This is a genomic window from Lachnoanaerobaculum sp. ICM7, assembly GCF_000287675.1.
Classification (GTDB): Bacteria; Bacillota; Clostridia; order Lachnospirales; family Lachnospiraceae; genus Lachnoanaerobaculum.
In genome coordinates this window covers 137,013-157,500 of sequence record NZ_ALJL01000028.1, presented here as the reverse complement: position 1 = coordinate 157,500, position 20,488 = coordinate 137,013, and the positions used below count along the sequence as shown (strand labels likewise).

The following is a 20,488-nucleotide window of genomic DNA, read 5'->3' as shown; positions in this document are numbered from 1 at the left end:
AATAATATTTGTCAACTCCAATACATCTACGTCCTCGTCCTTATGTTTCCCTTTTATAATACTTCTTGCATCCTTATCCAGCCTATCTATCTCATTTATAATTCTTTCAATAATAGGCACCAGACTTGATAATAACTCTTCTTCTGTATATCCTGAAAAATCAAAACTTATTTCATTGCCAAATGCATTTCCGGAAAAATGAATGAGATTGTCATTGCAATACCAATCCCTACCATCACATATATATAGTAACTCTTGTCTTTTCATAACCACCTCATTACTTTATATATTAAAAAGCGGACAGCCAAGCCATCCGCAAATTAAATTCTTATACAACCTTGATATTAAACTTTCTTGCCTCAACCTCACTGTCCACTTCTCTTATATCAGCGCCCAATGAAACCAACTTACCTTCAAAATCCTCGTATCCTCTTTTTATATACTTAATATCATCTACAGTAGTCTGTCCCTCTGCAGCAAGACCAGCCAATACAAGCGCGGCGCCGGCTCTAAGATCCGGTGCTTTAAGCATCGCCCCTCTAAGTTTTGCTACGCCGATAACCATGGCGGTATTACCCTCTACTTTAATATTTGTACCCATTCTTGCGAGTTCATCCACATATTTAAATCTGTTTTCAAATATGCTTTCCACTACAAGGCTACTACCGGTAGCCAAAGCCAATGCGGTAGTTATCTGTGGTTGCATATCTGTAGGAAAACCCGGGTAAGGTAATGTCTTTATATTTGTGGCCTTTTGATTATTCTTTGCAATAACCCTTATTGCATCGTCAAACTCAACAACTTCACATCCCATCTCCATAAGTTTTGCACTTATAGCTTCCATATGCTTCGGTATAATGTTTTTTACTGTAATGTCACCCTTTGTAATAGCCGCCGCACACATAAATGTTCCGGCTTCTATCTGATCAGGTATTATGGAATATCTGCTTCCATGTAATGACTTAACGCCGTTTATTCTTATCACATCTGTTCCTGCGCCCTTTATATCCGCACCCATACTGTTTAAGAAATTTGCAACATCAACTATATGCGGTTCTTTTGCCGCATTTTCTATAACCGTTCTTCCTTCCGCCAATGATGCCGCCATCATAATATTTATAGTGGCACCTACAGATACGGTATCCAGATATATATCCGCCGCAACCAAATCAATGGCATGTGCTTTTACTCTTCCCGACTCAATATCAATCTCGGCTCCCAACGCCTTAAATCCCTTCAAATGCAAATCTATAGGTCTTGATCCTATATTACATCCGCCCGGCAAAGCAACCTCGGCACTCTTATATTTACCTAACAAGGCTCCTATAAAATAATATGATGCTCTGATTTTTCTTATAAACTCGTCATCAACCAATACATCCTTTACTGAAGATGCATTAATTCTCACGCTATGTCTGTCAAGTCTTTCAACACTTGCACCTATAGCCTTTATCGCCTCAAGCATTACATTAATATCTTTTACATCAGGTAAATTTTCTATATAAACATCTTCATCTGTCATTATAGCAGCTGCCAAAATACCAAGTGCCGCATTCTTTGCACCGCCTATAGCAACCTCTCCTACCAATGGACTGCCACCATTCATTATATATTGAGCCATTTTTCTCCTCTATATAAAACTATATATTTAAACTTTAATATTTAAGTAAATAAAAACCTAAATCAAATCTTTCTTTTTTATTACGATTCTAATTTTATCACATTACATTCTAAAGGTAAAGAAACAAGAAAAGTCATTTTGGGTGCTATTGAATATACTTTGAGCCTCATTTATATCTATTTTCTGTATACTTGCTGTATTTATATCATATACTGTGACACTTTTTGAATCATACGCAGTTATTATAACCGGATTATTTATTGCTGTAAATGTAAACACAGGCTTTTTAACAGTTAAAAAGTACATTGCCTCTTTTAATGTTATACCCTGAAATCTTGTAAGCTCATTATTTTCCCAATAATTTACATATTCTCCGGCTTTGTTTACATCAAAATTTGTATTTGACGCGGTCTCAACCATGGACCTAGCATACACCATTATACCTTTTCTTCTTACAAATCCCATATCAGTATATGCAGTATCTATAGCATTCACCGGATTATCATATATCCCTTCCAGCTTGGAATTAATATAGACATAATACATATTGTCAAGATACGATTTGTTCAAATCAATATTATATTCTATGTCGGTACTGTCAATTTGAAGATCCTTAAAGTAATAAGCCTCACCTTCAATCCACTTACCGGTGTCTATGACATAGTTCTTTGCTCTGAAACTGTCCATATAAGATGATACTCTGCTCTCACTTGCCACAGACTTGTTACTGATTATTGTATCCTCTCCCGACCTGGTAAAGTTTTCACCGTCATATTGATAAAGATCAATATGCACACGATTTCCCTTTACATCGATATTGTCAATATATCTGCCGTCATAAGTATATTCCTTTTGTAATTCCAAAAGATTATTATATATACTCACCTTTTCAAAAATACTTCCTGTAGATTTGCCATTGATTGTATTTGAAATGTTTTGAGATTCTATTGCTACTACCAAGTCGCTTCCAATATACCCTATAGGCAGCATTATCTCATTTGCATTATCTAATTGCTTATTTTCTCCTGTAGCAAAATTATAAATATTCAATCCGTCTCCGATATTCCAGGATAATAAACTCTTATCCTGACTTATGGAATACTTTCCGTTTTCAAGGTTTTCCGCCACAGTCACATAATTTCCCGACAAAACATCAAGGCCTACAACTTTATCCATAAGCTTAAGATAAAGCATTGCATTATCACCCATATATGCAAGTTCATCTATCGATTCCTTTAAACTTTGAGCATCAATTTCTGTTTTTACAAAAGCCAGCTTTGAAACTTTTTTTGTGCTCTCCATATATTTAAAAAGGCAAACACCTACAGCTCCTATATGAGATGAGTCAACATTATAACCATAGCTTATAAAGTACAATCCGTCTCCAAATTTCAGCGGATAAATATAACTGTTTTTTCCTACGCTGTAAACCTGTTCAAGACTTTCCTTTTTACTGTCTGATAAAAAGAGCTTATTATCTACCGGGAATGCAATTTTCTCGCCTGTATTATCCGATATAGACCTGACATCTTTATTACCGATGCCTAAATCTATTTTCTTATTGTACTCAATATCTTTTGATAAACTTTGATTCATCGTTCTGGTATAATCCAGCATATAAAGTCTTTGTGTACCGGATTTACAGATAAAATTCTCTTCTATATTATAAACTTTATTTTCCGAACTTGCAGTAAAGCTGAAATGTATTTCCCCTACCTTACCGTTATAATTTACAAGGCTCACCTCTTTTTCAGAAGGTGTAAGGTTCATTCCGTTATAGCTTATCATATTGAAATCCGACTTCAATGTTACATATTCAAGTCCTCTTGAATTCCCTGTACCGTCACTTTCAAGGTATACGGTATTGTCTTTTGCCGTATTGTTGTCAAAATTATTATTGGAAAAAGTATTTGCCATATCTATAAGCCTTTTGGCAAATTCGGTATTGCTCCTGACTATCCTGCTGTAATAATGAAATGTCTGTCCATTTGTATACAATCTAAGTTCAAGAAAGTATTCTTTATTTTCTTCCACCAGACTTGACAGATGCAAATCTATAATATCGCCATCAAGTTTTGTCCTGTCTCCGCTTTCTACAAGTTCATTAGTATCAAATGTTCTTATGCTGTAATCATAATCTTCAATATCTGCAATATTTGCATCTACCACTCTAAACTTCATACTGTAATCATCCAGTACCAATGACAGTATATTGTCGGCAGCCTCAACATCCGTCTCATCACTGTAACCATACATTTTATTTATATAATAATCTCCAAGTACATTATATAATCTCGGTATATTAATATCACTTGCCTCAATATCTCCACCTGTAGTGTCAACTTTATTTTTTTTCAAAAAAGAGTATAATAAAAAACCTATTACCGCCAATAGGAATACAAATACAAATATAATATATCTAAATTTCTTAGTTCTCATAAAATTCCCTTATATCACATAATGTTTTAGAGTCAAATAGGGCTCTTAACCCCAGTATTTTATTATACTATACTTTTCACTTTACTTGAAATATTTTTTAATTAAAAAATATTTATTACATACTTAGTTTATACTTGCTTTTTTTATTGTAATTGACTATACTTTTAAGTATATTAATGTACATTAGTTAATTAACTGATATGGAATTCTTAAACATCGTCTATTGTACATTTAGTCGAAAAATTGGAAATTTTATTTTATAACACTATCGGGAGGTTTTATGAACGAAAAAACTGTAGACAGGCGAGTAAGAAAAACCAGATCGCAGCTTAGAAAATGTCTGAGTATCTTGCTTGAAACAAAGAAAATCCAAAATATCACGGTAAAAGAACTTGCACAGATGGCAGACATAAACAGAGGAACCTTTTACTTACATTATAAGGATGTATATGATTTGATGGAGCATATACAAGCCGATCTTTTAAATGAATTTGAAGATATACTTACTAAAATAGCTCCGGATACAGACAACCTTGTACCTTTTATAGAAGCTTTATTTGTATTTATATATGATAACAAAGATATGGCAAAAATATTCCTGCATGACGATTTGGATGCAAACTTCTCTAATGAACTCAGAAATAAATTACAAACCTGTGTATTTAATAAATATAAGGCTTTTATAAAGCAAAAGAATATGCCTTATTTTGAATTATATTACGATTTCATTCTTTCGGGAACACTCGGTCTGCTTGTAAGGTGGATTGACAGTGAGTTTGAGATGTCAACTCATGATCTCGCAGTACTTACTCAGTCTTTTATACGCAACGGACTTACAAATATTATAGAATAATAAATCGAGCCTATGAAAAAATTCATAGGCTCTTTATTATATCAGTTATTCTGACCTTCTTCTTCAAAATGCTTTCTTGCAAAATCCATATCCTGGACTATTTCCATTGTTCCGAGATATTTTTTATTTTTGTCTCTGACCGCCATATACTTTACAAGCATGTCCTTATTGTTCTTCTTCATCCAGATAGCAACTTCATCTCTGCTTCCGTTTTTAAATCCTGATATTATCTCTCTTACCATCGGCTCTATCTTTGGAGGATGGCATGAATACACATCCCTGTCAATTGCCATTAACGGTCTCTTAAATGCTTTCGGACAATCATTATCATTGAAAAATCTGTTTATATCATCGGCATCTATAAATGTAATCTCAAGAGGCATGGTATCTAAGAGTGCAATAAGCTGCTCCTTTGTAAAATGCCCTCCCGGAAGTACTATCTCACCGTCAATATCGTCAAACTCTCTTTTAACTTTCTCGGCTTTATCAAAACTTTCAGGTACTATATCAAGACAGTTCTCATATCCCTTGCTGTCCAAATAAATATTTAACCAGTCCTCATCTGTAAAGTTCACTGTACATATCGGAAATAAAATATTGGCTTCTTTATAAATCATCTCCTGCATACGGGTAATTACAGCCTTTATATCCTCTATCCATTTCTCATCTTCTTTTTCGATTTTATCAAGTCTTCCAAGCTCATCTCTGATTTCGTCATCTACAGACCACATTACTGTAGCAGGACCCGAAACATTATATTTGGTCTTTAACAAAGGATATAAAAGATCGCCCTTCTTTGCATAATGCATTGAAACTTCTCTTATCTTTGAAAGTAGCGCTCTGTCTATCTCATTGTTTTCCATTTTAGCCAGAAATTCATTTATATACTTCTCAAGATTTTCATTTTCTCTTGTAAATGTAGAAAGCGGATGTCCCTTTGTCTCAATAAGCATTTTAGTGTCATCTTCATTTGCACCGTCTGCCATACTCATAGTATTCTTTATTTCATTTTCATTTCCAAGCTCATTGCTTGTTGTTCCGTGAAACAGTGCTGAGTGCACATCACATAATTTTTGAACCTCCTGATACGGCATTCCGGATTCCATCAGTGACTGCTCCGCCTTCATTATTTCACTTGCATCTACAGATTCAAATTTTTCTCTGAAATCTTTTTGAACCGACTCCAAAGATTCACCGTTTGAGAGTCTTATCAAATACTGCTTGAGTAACTCGGTACTGTCTTCGGTGTTATTTGGTATACTCTCCGCCACATCTTTTAATTCTTTTTCTTCTTTTTTGTCCTCAGCTATCTCATATCCATGCTCTCTAAAAACTTCTTTTATTTTTTCAAGAGGAATGCCCTTCATTTCAGCACCCTTATTTATAGTAATAAAACGCCCCATAGAATTTAACATAACAGGATTTTTTATATCTTTAAATCCGAGACCTGCGAATATTTCAATAAAGTCAGGATATTCCTTTGCCAACTCAAAAACCGGTTTATTTAAATCAAGTATTTTACTCATATCATTCTCCTTTTCCCCATATAAGTTAGTATGCCCTAATTATAATCTTATAAAAGACATTTTTCAGTATCATATGTTACAATATAAAAAATAAATAAAAAAGGACCGACACTTAAAAAAGTGCACAGTCCAAATTTTAAAATTTATTCCGCATCTATTCCGTACATATTGCAAAGAGCAGCCAATCCACCCTGATATCCGCTACCTATGGCATTGAATTTCCACTCGTCACCGTTCTTATACAGTTCACCGAATACAACTGCGGTTTCTATAGAGAAGTCCTCACCAAGGTCATATCTTAAGAGTTCTTCACCTGTATTCTCGTCAAATATTCTTACAAAGGCATTTGATACCTGACCGAAGTTCTGTCTTCTTGCTTCCGCCTCATAAATAGTTACTGTGAATGCAATCTTTGTGATTTCTGCAGGAACTCTTGAAAGATCGATCTTTATCTGCTCGTCATCACCGTCACCTGCCCCTGTAAGATTATCTCCCAAATGGCTTATTGCACCTGACGGATGATTAAGGTTTCCAAAGAATACGAAATCATTCTGGCTTGAAACTTTCCCTGAATCTGTCAAGCAAAACGCTGCCGCATCCAAGTCAAAATCCGCACCTGTATCATAGGCGTTTGTATCCCATCCAAGTCCTACCACAACATTCTTAAGTCCCGGATTTCCCTTTGTTAGACTAACTTTTTGACCTTTTTTTAAACTAATTGGCATATTATCCTCCTGATATATCATTGATATATAAATTACCAAAATTTGTTACCTCAATAATATATCAATTATACTCTTTTTTCAATCAGCTACCATGTAATTTAAGAATGTCTTCATTAAATCACCCTGGCTCCAAAAGGCATTAATGAAAGTTTAGCCAATTTGAAGAACTGAAGTCCAAAAGGAAAACCTATTATGGTTATACAAAGGATCACACCGGCTGTCGCATGAGCGATTGCCATAGGTATTCCAAGTATAATAAGCCAGATAATATTTACAAGAAAGCTTACCGCACCTCCGCCATATACCACTTCTTTCCCGAAAGGGAAAAATGCCAGTCCGGCAAATTTAAAGCATTGTAGACCTAAAGGTATACCTATAACCGTTATACAGCAAAGACAACCTGCAAATATCCACATCAGTCCACTCCAAAGTCCACAGAAAATAAACCACAAAACATTACCCAAAGTACCCATACTTACTCCTTATATTACCTTTATTAAATCTATTCATATTTCATTATAAATTTCTTTGTGTATTCCCTAAGTTCATTAACAACTTCTATAGGAGATACTATTTCCACATCATTTCCAAGGCTGAATATCCACCCGAAAAACTGTGGGCTGACATTTATATCCACTATCAACTCACTGTTGTTTTCATCTATTTTTCTGAAAAGAGTATCTTTTCCGAATCTGTCTATAAATACCCCACACATATGATTTGCAAATTTTATACATACCTTGGTCTTTTCACCATGATACATACCGAATGTCGCCTTTGAGTATTTTGCCATATCAAAGTTTTTAAACTCTTCTTTTCCGGATCTTTCATCATTTCCAACTTCAATATACATCATCTTATCTACACGATAATGTTTGATTTTATTATCCCAGTCATCAAAAGCAATCATATAGTAGTTTTCATCATCCCAAAGCAGTGCCCACGGACTTACAACAAAATAGCTTCCACCATGTCTTTCCACAAGTTTCTTATCAATATCCCATTTGTAGTATTTGAACTTAATCTTCCTGTTTTGATTTATAGCAGTATGTATATCATCCACATTGTAATACACACTTTCATTCATAGTCTTTACACGATCGTTTATCACAATCTGCCTTTGTAATTGCTTGGCCTGATGCTCACTTACAAAATTCTTCACTTTGGAAATCAGGGACTTTGACTTTTTTTGAGTAATAAACTTTGCAGATTGTACAGCGTCAATAAGAAGCTTTACCTCTGCAAGCTCAAACTCCCTTCCTGCGATATGATAAAAGGTCTCTCTACCCCTTTGCTCCTTTATAACATCTATACCCAATTTTGACATATCCTTAAAGTCTTCATAAATGCTTTTTCTCTCGGCACTTACTTCGTACTTTTCAAGCTCCTCAAGTATTTGAGGCATAGTAAGACTATGTTCATCATCAGTCTTTTCAGCCATAATCTTCATAAGATATGTAAATTTAAATTTTTGATTGCTCCCCCTTGGCATAACTCACCTCTTTTTTATTTTCTATTGAACAATTATTCCGCTCATAATCTCTCCGATAGGAGCATTTATAGATAACTCGGCATTTACAGCTTTTCCGGTCTCCGACTTATTTATTACAACAAGATGCTTACCCTGAAAATAGTCAATAAAACCTGCAGCAGGATATACCACCAAAGATGTTCCGCCGATTATAAGAGTATCTGCAGATGCTATAGCTCTTATTGCAGCGTTTATTACATTTCCGTCAAGCCCCTCTTCATACAAAACAACATCAGGTTTTATCATACCGCCACATTCACAATACGGTATTCCTTTTTGGTTTTTAACATAATTTGCGTCATAGGATTTTTGACACTTCATACAGTAATTTCTATGTATACTTCCGTGAAGCTCATAGACTGTTTTACTTCCGGCTTTTTGATGAAGTCCGTCAATATTCTGTGTCACTACAGCCTTAAGCTTTCCCGAGCTTTCAAGCTCCGAAAGTTTATTATGTGCTGCATTAGGCTTTGCATCAAGACACATCATTTTTTCCTTATAAAACTCATAAAAAACTTCAGGATATTTCATAAAGAAGCTGTGGCTTACCACCTGCTCCGGTGAATACTTATACTTTTGATGGTAGAGTCCGTCCGCACTTCGAAAGTCCGGAATACCGCTTTCGGTAGAAACTCCGGCACCACCGAAAAATACTATATTGGTACTGTCATCAATAATTTTTTGAAGCTTTGTCTTCTCATTCTCATACATATAAATACCCGCTTTCACCTACAAATACTTGTACTTAATATTAATGTCCCTTATGTTTTTTTCTTTTCTTATACTGTTTTAATAAAAATCTCTTAAGTTCATCCGCCTCTTTTTCTTCTCGCCTTCTTACCTTACTTTCCTTCTTATTCTGTTCATGTTGCGATTTTAATGCAAGTTGCGATTTTGTTCCTATACCGGATACTTGCATCTGCTTTCTTACATCACGTTGAGCTTTCTTAGGTTTGTTTTGTCTTTTTTTATCTTTGTTTCAACAGCAGGGCTGAATACCAAACTATAGTAATTTTTTATTATGTAGTCTAATACCTCATAGCCCTTAGGCTCTGCACCGAACGTTACTTTTGATGCAACAAGAAAGTTGTTTTCAACATGCTCAAACACACCTACCCAAAACGGATTTTCAAAAAACACAGTTAACTTGACATTTATATCATTCATCGCCATCCCTCCAATTTCTTTACAAAGAACGGACAACCCGGAGGGGCAGGTTACTTACCCTATATACTTATAGGACTGCCGGGCTACCTACCGGCTATAGCACAATAAATGTACATTGCGTTTTTATCTTTGCTTATATAATCAAGATTAAACTTGACTGTTCGCTATTATTTTCTCATATAATAATTAGTTATTCAATAAAAATCAAACTTTTATATACAACAAAAAACGATAATGACAAGCATCTGTCACAAGTCATTACCGCCAAAAATGTTCCCTGCGGGAATCGAACCAACAATTACAACTTAGGAGCTAAGGTTTGTACTGTAATTTACTAATATTATCTATCAACATAAGTCAATGAAAGTAGCTTGTTTTCTAACTTTACTGTAAATCTGTGTCAAAATAAGAAAACCTGTTTTATCCCTTGTAAAAGTACCTGACGACGCTTGTCCGGTGCCCGAAGCACTGAAAGGATATAACCATTCAGTTCCATGGAGTTCATGCCTATGGCTACCATTGTCAAAAAGTTTGCAACAATGATTGCTCTATTTTCTTATTAGATTAAATATATTATAGTGTTAATTAAGTCGGATGTCTATTGGGTTTTGACCGTTATTTTTATTCTATTATTTCCCAATGCCCACTATATCCACTACCAATATAACGAACATTATCCATTTCTTTTATATGCCGTTTTATAGTTTTTGAACTCACACCGGGAGTTTGACAGCTACCGATTGATGTAGTGCAATCAACTTGCTATCTGACTTCTTTTCCATACACTAATCACTCCTTCATATACTAAGTACGATTTTAACACTTAAAGCTTGCAGGTCAAAATTTTTTTTGCCTTTCGTAATTCAATATGATACAATTTTACCCAGTGCAAGCTGGTAATTCAGCAATTATGGGTATTAAGTTATGCTATTGTTCATGTACTTTCTTTTCTGTTTTTTTGCAACAAAAAACAGTAAACCAATTTGATTTACTGTTTTTTGAAATATTATATGATGACTGTTATCTATTTTTTATTTAGATCAGCTTTCATGTGTTACATAAAATACCTGTTTTTCTAAATTAAAATAAATAACCATCAGTTCATCTGTTAATTCCGGATTAAAACTTAAATCCATAATAAAAGCTTGCTGATTTGTTTTATTATCAATTAAGCTCCCAAAACGTATCATTTTTAAAAAATCTACCATTTCTGTAAATGTTATTGTATCAACATTACTTGAAGGAAACAGCTCCAATACCGTATCAGCATCCATTTCATCTCTATGAAATTCCATAAAATATGCAACAGTGCCATAGTATTCATTTCCCTCATTCAATAATGTATTTTTCAAAAAATCTTTAGCTGCTTCTACTAATGTATCCACTTCATCTATCATAGAGGCTACAATCGCCATAGCTTCATCATTTGAGGTTAATTCCTCTTCAACATCAAAGTAAAAAGAACTATTAATTTCCTCTGGTGACAAAAAAATTTCTTCTCCTTTTTCATATTCAATGGTTGGATAATTATTACTTTTTAAATTCATCTCAATCTCCTTGTTTTTATAAGTATATTTTTGATTTTATAATTTTCATTGCCTATCATAGGGATTTTTACGATTTTGTCTTTATAGGTTAAAATAATATCATCACCATAAGGCTTATCATTGTTTTCCATTTTAATAGCAATCTTATTTCCTATCGCCTGATTAAAATATTTTACAATATCCTCATCATCCTCTCTCCAATCAATTGCAATGACTGTATCATTTTCATAAAAATCATCTGTATTCTGTGGATTATTTAAAAATTCATTAATAGCTTCATAACTCTTATCCATAACAAGCTCACAGTGTATTACTTTGCTGATGAATCTGTTAATGTTATTCTAGCACAGAGCAAATTGAGCGTCAATTTAATGAAATATCAATTCTTTTACCGCTAACTTTGCAACAACCTGTTGCAAAGTTGAAACTATTCATCATAACTGTATCAAAATACCTTCTCTTGGTGGACACCTTGAGGGACATCTGGCTGTCATTCCAGGTGCCAGCCGAAGTGCTAAATTATAAATATAAGTTTTTGCATGAAAAAACGGTAATAACCTTATCGTCATTACCGCTTAAAATGGATGTTCCCTGCGGGAATCGAACCCACAATTACAGCTTAGGAGGCTATCGTTATATCCATTTAACTAAGAGAACCGATATATAATTATAACAAAAAAAGTATACAACAAATACATACTTCTTTCAAGCTGATTTTAAACCCTACCATTTCATCTGTTTTTTGTATCTTTTAAATTCAAAACTATAATTATATTCTTATAATATTTTGTTTTGTCTCATTTGTTACAGATTCCTATATTTTATAAGTGTATACTCTTTTTATAGATATTGATGTAAGTTCATCTTTATCTATAAAACTGACAGTGAATTTGTTTATGATAATTCACTCACTTTAAGGAGGTATACTATGATTACAGCTAAAATGTCACTTGCCGATATTGTTAAACAATATCCTCAAACAATTCCTTATCTTAACAACTTACACCTTGACTACTGCTGTGGTGGTCATATGCCACTTGATGAGTCTTTCACAGACGGGAGTATTGACCTTACTTCACTTATAAATGAACTTAACAATATAGCTTCGCAGCCTGTTTCACAAAACAAAGAAAGTGTGGAATCCATAGATGATTTTGAAAAACTAAGCGTTAATGAGATGCTTGATAATCTTGAGGCAACTCATCATGTTACAGAGCGTGAGATGATGGAGCAAATCGAAAAGCTTTTAAACAAGATTTTGATAGTACATTATCAGCATCATGGTGCGGAACTTACAAAGATTCACAACTTATTTGCAAGAATGAAAGCAGAACTTGAAGAGCATTTTGCAAAAGAAGAGAGGCTCATATTCCCGCTGATGCGTTCAAATCATCACCCTGACAAAGAAACTCTTGAATTAATAAGTGAACTTGAAGGTGAACATGTAGATGTAGGCGACATGATTAAGGAAATGCAACAGCTTACAAATAACTTTCAAGTACCGGCTGATACTTGTGTCACATATGCCAATACGTTTAAACTTATGAAGGATTTCGTTGAGGATATTTTTGTTCATGTTTTCAAGGAAAACAGTATTACATTCCCTGAATATGCAGAACAATAATAATTAACAAAAGGTCTTAGATTTACAGTTATACATCTGTGAGTCTAAGACCTTTTTTACTTTATATTTTATTATGAACGCCTCTTTCAAAAAATGAATTTGTCTCTCTTACCACCACTCCATTTAATGCTATCAAAGCTATCAGATTAGGTATTGCCATAAGTCCGTTACAGATATCCGCAATAGTCCATACCGCTTTAACCGTCATATAAGGACCTATAAAGATACATGCAATATAAATCCATCTGTAAACTGTTATAGCCTTCGGCTTATTTCCTATTATGTACTCAAGGCATTTTTCAGAATAATAATCCCAGCCGAGAATAGTTGTAAAAGCGAAGAACACCAGACATACCATCAATATAAATGCAGCCACACTGTCCGGGAAAGGCAATCCTATTTGAAAAGCCTTTGTTGTAACAGCTACACCTTCAAGACCCATATCCCATGCACCTGTGATTACTATTGAAAGTCCTGTCATTGTACAGATAATAATAGTGTCTATAAAAGTTCCAAGCATGGAGATAAGTCCCTGACGAACTTCTTCCTTAGACTGAGCCGCAGCAGCCGCTATCGGCGCGCTTCCAAGTCCTGCCTCATTTGAAAATATTCCTCTGGCAATTCCCTTTTGCATGGCTACTATCATAGCACCAAACATACCACCGCCAAAAGCTCTTAATCCAAATGCACCTTGTACTATCTCAATAAGTGCAGCCGGTATCTTTCCCGGATTAAGTATAAGAATAATCATAACTACAGCGACATAAATAATTGCCATAAAGGGTACTATAATCTGCGCCACATTTGAAATCCTCTTTAATCCTCCTATTAAAACCGATGCCACAAAAACGGTCAGTATAATTCCTGATATAATAATAGTAAGAGAATAATCTCTTCCAAACAGATTTACATAATGAACACTTTCTTTATCAAAGAAGTTTCCTATTGCACTTGTAATACCGTTTATCTGTGTAAAAGTTCCTATTCCGAAGAGCCCTACCATTATACCGAATATTGCAAATATTTTTGCCAGCCATCCAAACTGCTTGCCCATTCCGTTTTCAATATAATAAAAAGGTCCTCCGATAACATGTCCGTCTTTTTCAACGACTCTGTACTTTACAGCCAGAAGACATTCAGCATACTTTGTTGCGGTTCCTACTATGGCTGCCATCCACATCCAAAACAGTGCCCCGGGTCCTCCGGAAACTATGGCCGTAGCCACTCCTACAATATTTCCTGTTCCGATTGTGGCCGAGAGAGCTGTGCAAAGTGCCGCAAAGCTTGATACCTCTCCGCTTCCGTCTTCCTCATCCGATGAAAACATATACTTGATTGCGAGAGGTAACCTCTTTATCTGAAGTCCCCTTAGTCTTACAGTCAAAAATAATCCCGTTGCCAAAATCAAAATAATCAGTGGTAATCCCCAAACAAAGTCATCCACCGTGCTCAAAATTTTTGTTATCGTACTCAACATATGCTACCTCTCTTTGTGTATACTTTAGTATGTTACCACATTACACTGTTATATGTCACCTGTTTTTATGTAAAAAAATAAGGACTATTTTTTTAATATTTTTTTCATTGACTAAAACATATTTATCAGTATAAAATCTTGTTTATAGAAAATTTTAAATAATGAGATGTATTTACATCTCCAATACGGAATGGAATTATATATGAAATTGATTAAAAAAATATGTGCAACTTTTATGGTTCTCTCAACACTGCTGGCAAGTACAACTATAAACTCTCATGCAGCCCTACCTGTAGAGAAACTGGCGATTTCAAAATCTGCAAGTCATATTGTGCTTATTGTCGGACATAAAAACAATAAAAACAAGGTTACGGTAAATGACTATACAAAGTCGGCTGACGGCACATGGAAAAAGAACTGGTATGTAAACGGTATTGCAGGTACAAACGGCATTTCTCTTCAAAAAGCTGAAGGTGACAGAAAAACACCTGAGGGAGTATTCAGTGCTATGTTTGCCTTCGGACTTAAGGATAATCCGGGAAGCATCTTGGAATATCGTAAAATCGGTGACGACGATTACTGGGTAGATGATTCAAACAGTGCATACTACAATAAATGGGTAAATGCATCAAATGTAAAAAAAGACTGGAATTCAGCTGAAGATTTAAAAGCGGCTCATCCTTTCTATAACTATGCATTGGCACTTAACTATAATACAGAAGCCATACCCGGTAAGGGCTCAGCAATCTTTATTCATTGTACAAAAACCGACAACGATACTTCATCAGCCGGTTGTGTAAGAATTCCTGAGGAGTACATGAAAAAGCTTGTAAACAGCGTAGATGCCGATACAAAGATTGTTATAATTGAAAATGTAGATAAGCTTACAAGCTATTAATACTTAAAAAGGCAGCGTATCAAATGTACGCTGCCTTTTTGTTTACGATTTATTATGATTCATCATAGTCTGAGAAAATACTTTTTAATAATTCCTCTACATCATCATCAGACAAATCATGATTTTCCTGAACTGTCTTAATATTTTCATATATCTCTGCCAATTCCTCCGGATCCCTATTCTCATAATCCTCTGAGTTTTCAATCTTATACTCATATAAAATTTCGTCTATCTCCTGTCTGGCAATTATATTAAAATCATCCTTTACAAGTTTCCCGTTTTCATCTCTAAAAAAACTGCTTCCTACAGGTGAATTTAAAAAAGGAATGATATCCATATCAATATTAGCTACTGCATTTAAAGTATATACTCCGGCATTTTCAGCATTTGACATATACTCTTCATCCTCATCTCCTGCAGTGAATCTCCATCCGCTGTCTTCTTTGCGGTCGGCATGCTCTCTGTACATATATCCGACTTTTCTGCCTTCTACCATTATTCTGTCGGAAGCTATACAACCCTCAGGACCGTCTGTGTGAAAAAGATCTTTTAAATCTTCAGGTTTTATACAACATTTTTTATTCATTATAAATTACTCCCCTATTAATTTTCTAAAATTTCTTCTATTATTTCGCTTATCTCAATTGTTTTAAAAGGCCATAGTTCCGACTTGTTTGTAATATCATCATAAAAATTCTCAAGTGAGTCGGCAGGTGAGAGCACACCCAAACTGTAAGGTTTTAGTTTTATTCTTCCTATCTTTTTTAAATATGGCAGTAGTTCACCTAGATCCTTATGGTTAAACCAGCAGTCTGTCTCAAGCACAAACTCGGTATTCATCTTCTTATACGCAATACTGCTGTTTACAAAATCATCTATGGTAGGCTCAAAATCCTGTAATGTTCTTGCACAGGCTATATGATATTCTATCTTTCTCGGTCTAACCTCCAAATCCGAGACAAAACATATACCATATTTATCCTCAAACTTTATCGAGATAACATCTCCAAGTTCAAAATACGGTTCTCTTCTTTTTTGTGGCTTGGGCTTTTTAATAGGTCTTGGATTTTCACTTTGAATTTGAAGAGCTAATTTATTTAAAGCTTTCTGTCTCGCTTTTACCGCCCTTTCGTCTATCTCGTTCCATAGTTTGCTTGCACCTTTTGATATAATTTCCATAGCTTTATTTTTTATATCTTCATCCAAATGTCCTATATTCCAAAGCGCATAGGCAAGAGCAGTCCAATATATTTCCGTATAAAGCTCATCGGTACAAAAATTGCTCTCTTCATTCAACCAATCTTTCTTAATCAACTCTACATCTATACCGTCCTTATATCTCTCCACGATATCATTATAAATATCATAAGCATCATCACTGTCTATAATTTTAACTCCGTCTATTGCCATAAGACTCCTTATTTTGATAATAATTTTGCAAACAGCTTCTTTAAATTAGTTATATTGCCTTTTCTAAAGTCCTTATCTGTGACTATCATATTTATCTTTTCAATTATTTGTTTATTCAGCTTGGATTCAATTACTTTGTTAAGCCAATCCACATCGTCCAAAGACTTGTTTCCAAGGTAAATTTGCTCATATATGTAGACACATACTTCTCCTATCCCAATGACTATAGCACCTGCAACAGCTGCATTTATTACAGAGGCTGCCAGATTAATCGCCGGAATTGCTTTTAGCGCATTTATGGCCGCCTTTGCAGCCACACCTACAGTTCCCGCTTCCACCAAAGAAGCTATGAATCTTTTAGAATTCTTGTCGTTCTTAATACCATATATCTTTGCTATAGCATTTATTTCACCGCTTTCCAAAGGTGTTAACAAGACCGCATCGGAAAGCGGAATAGGTATTGCCGCTATTGCCACAGCACTTAAAGTAAAAGTCGCAATGGCTGTTTGTGCAAATGACCTTTTTCTGTTTAATTTAAACGCTTCAATATCTTTTCTTGCAGCTTGCATACCCTCAGGTATCAGCTCATAGGTCATATCTATAAGCTCAGTTATACCTTCCTGCGCCACAAATTGTTCTTCATCTATTTCATATATCATTGCAACTACAGGAATAATGCCCTTTAGATTTTTAGTATTCTTTTGCTTTTCAAATACCTCTTTAACCATCTGTATATTTCTTTCACGCTCAGGCTTTGAATATGATTTTGTAATTACAACTATTATTGGAACAGATGGATAAATAGATGTCGCTTTAGAAAGACTTTTTATTGCCTCCGGAAATAATTTACTCGAAGTGCCTTCAACACAAAACCATATAACATTTATATCCGAGTTCTCTTTTCCCTCTTTAATGGCATTTTTTGACCACTTTTTTACAGCATTTATAGCCCCCATTCTTTTAAAAAATGAAGGTTCAAAACCTACAGTGTCTATAATATGAAAATCCAGTACATCACTTTCATATACTTTCAGTTCCTTTGTAGTACCCTTATCTCCAAAACCGGATTCGGCAATTTCTTCTCCTAAAACAGCATTAATCAAGGTTGATTTGCCGACCCCCGAGTCACCTATTACCAATATATTCCCCTTATCCATACTTTCTCCATTTATTCTTTCTTAGTATACTCTGTAGTAATTTATCATATGATTCTATTATAAAAGTAATCGGTATATAGTCAATGTATTGATAATTAAACTGTAAAAAACCGGAGAATTTTTCATCCTCCGGCTAATATTAATGTATCAATATTTAATTATACTTTTATCTAAAACAATTCACTCAATATAGTTTTAGGTATGCACATCATAACCGTACGCTCGGGATCCACTACCTGACAAAATCTCAAGTCTCCAACTGCACTGATTAACATACCGGCATCATTGAATGAAAGTCCAAGTTTCTTTTGCATAACCTCATTTGCAATTCTTACTGCATGAAATACCGCTTTTTCAATCTCTTCGTGAGAATAGATTACACCACAGATATCATCGTTTTCAAGCATCGGTGTCTCAATACTTACACCCTTTATTACAGAGAGTCTTACTGTAACATCAGCTGAAATTTCTACACCGCTGACCATTATTTCTCCATCTCCCATAGCTGCATGTACATCACCTAAAGAAAATATTGCTCCGTCATGAAATACAGGGAAATAAAGAGTCGCACCTTTTGCAATCCTTTTATTGTCCATATTTCCACCATGATTTCCGGGCGTTCCGCAATTTATAGCTCCACTCTTTGGTGCTACACCTATAACTCCAATCATAGGATTTACATCAAATACAATATTTTCATTAAAGTAAACCTTATTATCTTCCACTTTCAAACGCTTTACAGACTCTTCTTTTACCAAAGAGCCAAGTACTCCATTATCAGGGAGTGCGCACATCACACCTTGTTTTTCAAGCTTGATATCCAATATTTCAACTTTTAATACATCTCCGGCTACCGCATTTTTTACATATACCGGTCCTGTAGCCGGATTGATACAATCCCAGTTCAGGCTACCGATAGATGAACCCTCTTCACTTAACTGATTATCAAAGCAATCATGTGTACGGAAAACCAGAGTTTCTCCATCCTCAACCTCTGCCACACATTTATTATTTCCATCAAATGCAAACACCATTTTGTTTTCTATTATTTTCATATCCAAATACAATCCGGTATTCTCCTGTATAGAATATTGGATCCTCTCCTTTCTGCAAAACCTGTTTTAGTATTATTTCCGTCTTTTCATCATTCTATAATAAATGTAGCTCTTACTCAAGTATAATTGTTTATACTCTATATCTTTTTTATCTAATAAAAGGCGACTACCTGATTCACCTTTTTCTGCATATAACTTATTAAATTCAATGCTAAAAAGGTCTTTTCTTGACTTTTATTTTTGACTATAATACACTTATTACGTTCGGATTATATTGAAATTTAAGGAGAAAATCATGACTTCAATTACACATAAACGTGTTGAATATACTGAGTTATTTTATGACTTGGTCTTTGTATACGCTATTTCTAAAGCAACAGCATTAATACATCATTTAGATAATGGCATGGTGACCTTTGAATCCATGCTCACATTTTTATTAACTCTCATTATCCTACTCAACAATTGGTTGATTCAAACCGGATTTACAAATCGTCACGGAAAGAATTCCCTTCTTAATATGTTTGTAAGTTTCTTAAATATGGGAATCCTACTTTTCATTTCTAATCTGATTACACAGGAGTGGGAACTTGCTTTCCAAAAGTTCTGCTTAGCACTAGGAACACTGAGCCTAACTTTATTCGTTCAGTATTTGATCGAATATATGAAAAAAAGCACTTCATGCGGATCATTAAGAACAGTACGCGGATTATTGTGGTTAACAGGTCTTAGAGCAGTCTCTGTCTATACAGCATCTTTTCTGCCTCTTAAGTTTGGTGTTCCCATTTTCTTGGCAGGTTTTTTATCTACTTTTGCTATGCCAATATTTATGGAAATGAGAGGAGAAAAGTTCATATCAAATCTACCTCATTTGATTGAAAGGCTATCGCTTCTTGTTATTATAACCTTCGGAGAGATGGTTATGGGACTTGCCCAGTTCTTCACTACCGAAAATTTTTCAATTAACTCAGTTCTTCTCTTTATTATTATGGCTTCGCTATTCCTCTTCTATTTTGGCGAATTCGACCATGCTATTGACGAGGCAACTGATGCCAATATATCATTCCTAATATATAGCCACATACCTATCATTGTTGGACTGATTGTAATAACTGTATCTATGAGTTTTCTCGTTTTGCCAAGCGTAAATCACCTCTTTGCTGCATCATTCTTCTATTTTGGAATTGCAATTTTTCAAGGAGCTACTCTTGCAAACAGCAAATATAATATAGAGGATTTTAAGTTTCCAAAATGTTACTATGCATTTCAAATAGTGCTATATCTTTGCGGCCTGATTCTAAGTCTATTATTATCAAAGAATCCTGACACAGTCATCTTGATTACTAGTATTATGAGCGTCTGTCAAACAGGAATCTTTATTGTGTACTTCGTAAAGAAAAAACCAGATTATAACTTATTACAATTATGACCACCGGCTCAGCCGGTGGTTTGTACTAC

The 20,488-nt window shown here is 34.6% G+C and carries 19 protein-coding genes, 1 tRNA gene and 1 pseudogene (1 of these 21 running past the window's edge); 4 read left to right on the top strand and 17 right to left on the bottom strand.

Features of this window, described 5'->3' with window-relative positions:
* From HMPREF1140_RS10320 to HMPREF1140_RS10310, 3 genes are all read right to left on the bottom strand, one after another.
* Positions 1-267 carry the 5' portion of a hypothetical protein gene (locus HMPREF1140_RS10320; protein WP_009663689.1) on the bottom strand. Its footprint begins 138 nt before the window's first position, so 267 of the gene's 405 nt are visible here — the first part of the coding sequence; the start codon lies at positions 265-267; the stop codon falls past the left edge of the window.
* 61 nt (positions 268-328) lie between these two features.
* Positions 329-1,621 (bottom strand): UDP-N-acetylglucosamine 1-carboxyvinyltransferase, encoded by a 1,293-nt coding sequence (locus tag HMPREF1140_RS10315; RefSeq protein ID WP_009663720.1) that lies wholly within the window; start codon positions 1,619-1,621, stop codon positions 329-331.
* 102 nt (positions 1,622-1,723) lie between these two features.
* The gene (locus tag HMPREF1140_RS10310) at positions 1,724-4,060 is read right to left on the bottom strand and encodes a hypothetical protein (RefSeq protein ID WP_009663668.1); all 2,337 of its coding nucleotides are present in this window, start codon (positions 4,058-4,060) and stop codon (positions 1,724-1,726) included.
* 280 nt (positions 4,061-4,340) lie between these two features.
* Between HMPREF1140_RS10310 and HMPREF1140_RS10305 the strand changes: the two genes are divergently transcribed.
* Complete coding sequence (locus tag HMPREF1140_RS10305) at positions 4,341-4,913, top strand: TetR/AcrR family transcriptional regulator (protein ID WP_009663749.1); 573 nt, start codon at positions 4,341-4,343, stop codon at positions 4,911-4,913.
* Between the two features lie 41 nt (positions 4,914-4,954).
* Here HMPREF1140_RS10305 and HMPREF1140_RS10300 read toward each other — a convergent pair whose 3' ends face one another.
* The 9 genes and pseudogenes from HMPREF1140_RS10300 to HMPREF1140_RS10260 all read right to left on the bottom strand — a co-directional run bounded on the left by HMPREF1140_RS10300 (position 4,955) and on the right by HMPREF1140_RS10260 (position 12,066).
* The gene (locus HMPREF1140_RS10300) at positions 4,955-6,439 is read right to left on the bottom strand and encodes a DUF438 domain-containing protein (RefSeq protein WP_009663777.1); all 1,485 of its coding nucleotides are present in this window, start codon (positions 6,437-6,439) and stop codon (positions 4,955-4,957) included.
* Between the two features lie 143 nt (positions 6,440-6,582).
* Positions 6,583-7,164: a TerD family protein gene (locus tag HMPREF1140_RS10295; RefSeq protein WP_007590935.1), complete on the bottom strand. Its 582-nt coding sequence runs from the start codon at positions 7,162-7,164 to the stop codon at positions 6,583-6,585.
* Between the two features lie 113 nt (positions 7,165-7,277).
* Positions 7,278-7,637: a YccF domain-containing protein gene (locus HMPREF1140_RS10290; RefSeq protein WP_009663751.1), complete on the bottom strand. Its 360-nt coding sequence runs from the start codon at positions 7,635-7,637 to the stop codon at positions 7,278-7,280.
* Positions 7,638-7,666: 29 nt separating this feature from the next.
* Entirely contained in the window at positions 7,667-8,656 is a 990-nt protein-coding gene (locus HMPREF1140_RS10285; RefSeq protein ID WP_009663660.1) for a helix-turn-helix transcriptional regulator, read from the bottom strand.
* A 21-nt stretch (positions 8,657-8,677) separates the two neighbouring features.
* Positions 8,678-9,406, bottom strand: a complete 729-nt coding sequence (locus HMPREF1140_RS10280) for an NAD-dependent protein deacylase (RefSeq protein WP_009663691.1) — start codon at positions 9,404-9,406, stop codon at positions 8,678-8,680.
* A gap of 40 nt (positions 9,407-9,446) precedes the next feature.
* A pseudogene (locus HMPREF1140_RS10275) lies at positions 9,447-9,862 on the bottom strand (YjdF family protein).
* A gap of 1,040 nt (positions 9,863-10,902) precedes the next feature.
* A complete protein-coding gene (locus HMPREF1140_RS10270) occupies positions 10,903-11,409 on the bottom strand; it encodes a DUF2004 domain-containing protein (protein WP_009663701.1) in 507 nt (168 codons plus the stop codon).
* Positions 11,406-11,702, bottom strand: a complete 297-nt coding sequence (locus HMPREF1140_RS10265; protein WP_009663728.1) for a hypothetical protein — start codon at positions 11,700-11,702, stop codon at positions 11,406-11,408. Before HMPREF1140_RS10265 ends, HMPREF1140_RS10270 begins: the two co-directional genes overlap by 4 nt.
* Before the next feature lie 292 nt (positions 11,703-11,994).
* Positions 11,995-12,066, bottom strand: a tRNA-Arg gene (locus tag HMPREF1140_RS10260).
* A gap of 271 nt (positions 12,067-12,337) precedes the next feature.
* On the opposite strand from HMPREF1140_RS10260, the gene HMPREF1140_RS10255 reads away from it, so the two are divergent.
* Positions 12,338-13,033, top strand: a complete 696-nt coding sequence (locus HMPREF1140_RS10255) for a DUF542 domain-containing protein (protein ID WP_009663659.1) — start codon at positions 12,338-12,340, stop codon at positions 13,031-13,033.
* Between the two features lie 61 nt (positions 13,034-13,094).
* Here the strand turns inward: HMPREF1140_RS10255 and HMPREF1140_RS10250 are convergent, their stop codons facing one another.
* Positions 13,095-14,510, bottom strand: coding sequence for an alanine/glycine:cation symporter family protein (locus HMPREF1140_RS10250; protein WP_009663750.1), 1,416 nt, complete (start codon positions 14,508-14,510; stop codon positions 13,095-13,097).
* 202 nt (positions 14,511-14,712) lie between these two features.
* Between HMPREF1140_RS10250 and HMPREF1140_RS10245 the strand changes: the two genes are divergently transcribed.
* Positions 14,713-15,408 (top strand): L,D-transpeptidase family protein, encoded by a 696-nt coding sequence (locus tag HMPREF1140_RS10245; RefSeq protein ID WP_009663649.1) that lies wholly within the window; start codon positions 14,713-14,715, stop codon positions 15,406-15,408.
* A gap of 52 nt (positions 15,409-15,460) precedes the next feature.
* Here HMPREF1140_RS10245 and HMPREF1140_RS10240 read toward each other — a convergent pair whose 3' ends face one another.
* The 4 genes from HMPREF1140_RS10240 to HMPREF1140_RS10225 all read right to left on the bottom strand — a co-directional run bounded on the left by HMPREF1140_RS10240 (position 15,461) and on the right by HMPREF1140_RS10225 (position 19,030).
* Positions 15,461-15,994: a DUF2185 domain-containing protein gene (locus tag HMPREF1140_RS10240; RefSeq protein ID WP_009663746.1), complete on the bottom strand. Its 534-nt coding sequence runs from the start codon at positions 15,992-15,994 to the stop codon at positions 15,461-15,463.
* Between the two features lie 17 nt (positions 15,995-16,011).
* Positions 16,012-16,818 (bottom strand): hypothetical protein, encoded by an 807-nt coding sequence (locus HMPREF1140_RS10235; protein WP_009663767.1) that lies wholly within the window; start codon positions 16,816-16,818, stop codon positions 16,012-16,014.
* An 8-nt stretch (positions 16,819-16,826) separates the two neighbouring features.
* Positions 16,827-17,975 (bottom strand): YcjF family protein, encoded by a 1,149-nt coding sequence (locus HMPREF1140_RS10230; protein ID WP_009663759.1) that lies wholly within the window; start codon positions 17,973-17,975, stop codon positions 16,827-16,829.
* Between the two features lie 170 nt (positions 17,976-18,145).
* Positions 18,146-19,030 carry an acetamidase/formamidase family protein gene (locus HMPREF1140_RS10225; RefSeq protein ID WP_035620373.1) on the bottom strand — a complete coding sequence of 295 codons (885 nt, stop codon included), beginning with the start codon at positions 19,028-19,030 and terminating at the stop codon, positions 18,146-18,148.
* A 295-nt stretch (positions 19,031-19,325) separates the two neighbouring features.
* Between HMPREF1140_RS10225 and HMPREF1140_RS10220 the strand changes: the two genes are divergently transcribed.
* Positions 19,326-20,459 (top strand): low temperature requirement protein A, encoded by a 1,134-nt coding sequence (locus tag HMPREF1140_RS10220; protein WP_009663672.1) that lies wholly within the window; start codon positions 19,326-19,328, stop codon positions 20,457-20,459.
* The last annotated feature ends 29 nt before the right edge of the window (positions 20,460-20,488 follow it).